This window comes from Streptomyces sp. NPDC093546 (assembly GCF_044765045.1).
Lineage (GTDB): Bacteria > Actinomycetota > Actinomycetes > Streptomycetales > Streptomycetaceae > Streptomyces.
The window spans coordinates 1-1,411 of sequence record NZ_JBIWJG010000037.1 but is presented as its reverse complement, the minus strand read 5'-3'; the positions used below and the strand labels follow the sequence as shown (position 1 = coordinate 1,411).

Below are 1,411 nucleotides of genomic sequence, written 5' to 3'. Positions count from 1 at the left end.
TGTGAAGTCGGTTGGTGAGGGGAGGACTGTCGGTCCGCCTCGGATGACGGGCCGGCAGCGGCTGGTGCTGGTGGTGTTGCTGATCGCGCAGTTCATGCTGGCGGTGGACTTCTCGATCCTGAACGTGGCGTTGCCGGTGATCGGTAACGGTCTGGGATTCTCGCTGGCGAACCTGCAGTGGATCGCGACCGCGTTCGCGTTGTGCGCGGCCGGGTTCACCCTGCTGTTCGGGAGGGTGGCCGACCTGTTCGGCCGGCGCCGGCTGTTCCTGTTCGGCCTGGCCCTGCTCGGCATCTCCTCCCTGGTGGGCGGTCTTGCCACCACCCCCGAACTGCTGATCGCCGCCCGCGTCGCCCAGGGACTTGCCACCGCCGCGGTCACCCCGGCCGGCCTGTCCCTGCTGACCACCTCCTTCCCCGAAGGCCCCCTGCGCGACAAGGCCCTCGGCCTGAACGGCGCGCTGATGTCGGCCGGGTTCACCACCGGCGCCATCCTCGGCGGCGTCCTGACCGACCTGCTGTCCTGGCGGTGGGCGTTCTTCATCAACGTCCCCGTCGCCCTCGCCGTCCTGCTCATCGCCCCCGCCATCATCAGCGAGTCCCGCCCCACCGAACGCCCCAAGCTCGACGCCCCCGGCGCGATCACCGTCACCCTCGGCCTGCTCGCCCTCGTCTTCGGCCTGACCCAGGCCGGCGAACACGGCTGGACCTCCCCCATCGCCGCCGGCTCCCTCCTCGCAGGCCTCGCCCTCCTCGTCGTCTTCTACGCCGTCGAGGCCAAGTCCTCCTCCCCCCTCGTCCCCGTCGGCGTCCTCAAGCGACGCACCGTCGCCTGGGGCAACATCGCCGGCCTGATCGCCTTCGTCACCGAAACCTCCCTCGTCTTCCTGATGACCCTCTACCTCCAGGAAGTCCTCGGCTTCTCCCCCCTCGCGGCCGGACTGTCCTTCGGCGTCCTGGGCGTCGGCACCGTCATCGGCGGCTCCATCGCCGCCAAGGTCATCGGGAAGATCGGCACCAAGCAGACCCTCATCACCGGCGGCATCCTGCAGACCATCGCCACCGCCGCCCTCTTCGGCCTCGGCGACGAACGCTCCTTCATGTGGCTGCTGCTCATCGGCACCTTCGCCGGCGGCATCGGCAACATGCTCGTCATCGTCGGGTTCATGGTCACCGCCACCTCCGGCCTGCCCGACCACGAACAGGGCATGGCCACCGGGCTCGCGACCATGACCCAGCAGATCGGCATCACCATGGGCACCCCCATCATGAGCGCGATCGCCACCGCCCACATCGCCGGACGCACCAGCCCCGACGCCATCCTCGACGGCATCGGCATCGCCGTCCTCGTCAACGCCGCCATCGTCCTCCTCGGCGTCCTCACCACCACCCTCTTCCTCCACAACAGGGAG

Annotated in this window: 1 protein-coding gene; it reads left to right on the top strand. The window is 69.4% G+C overall.

The annotated features are described in order from the left end of the window. Nucleotides 1-43: 43 nt before the first annotated feature. A partial coding sequence (locus ACIRNI_RS31945; protein WP_403556884.1) for an MFS transporter occupies nt 44-1,411 on the top strand: 1,368 nt, incomplete at its 3' end.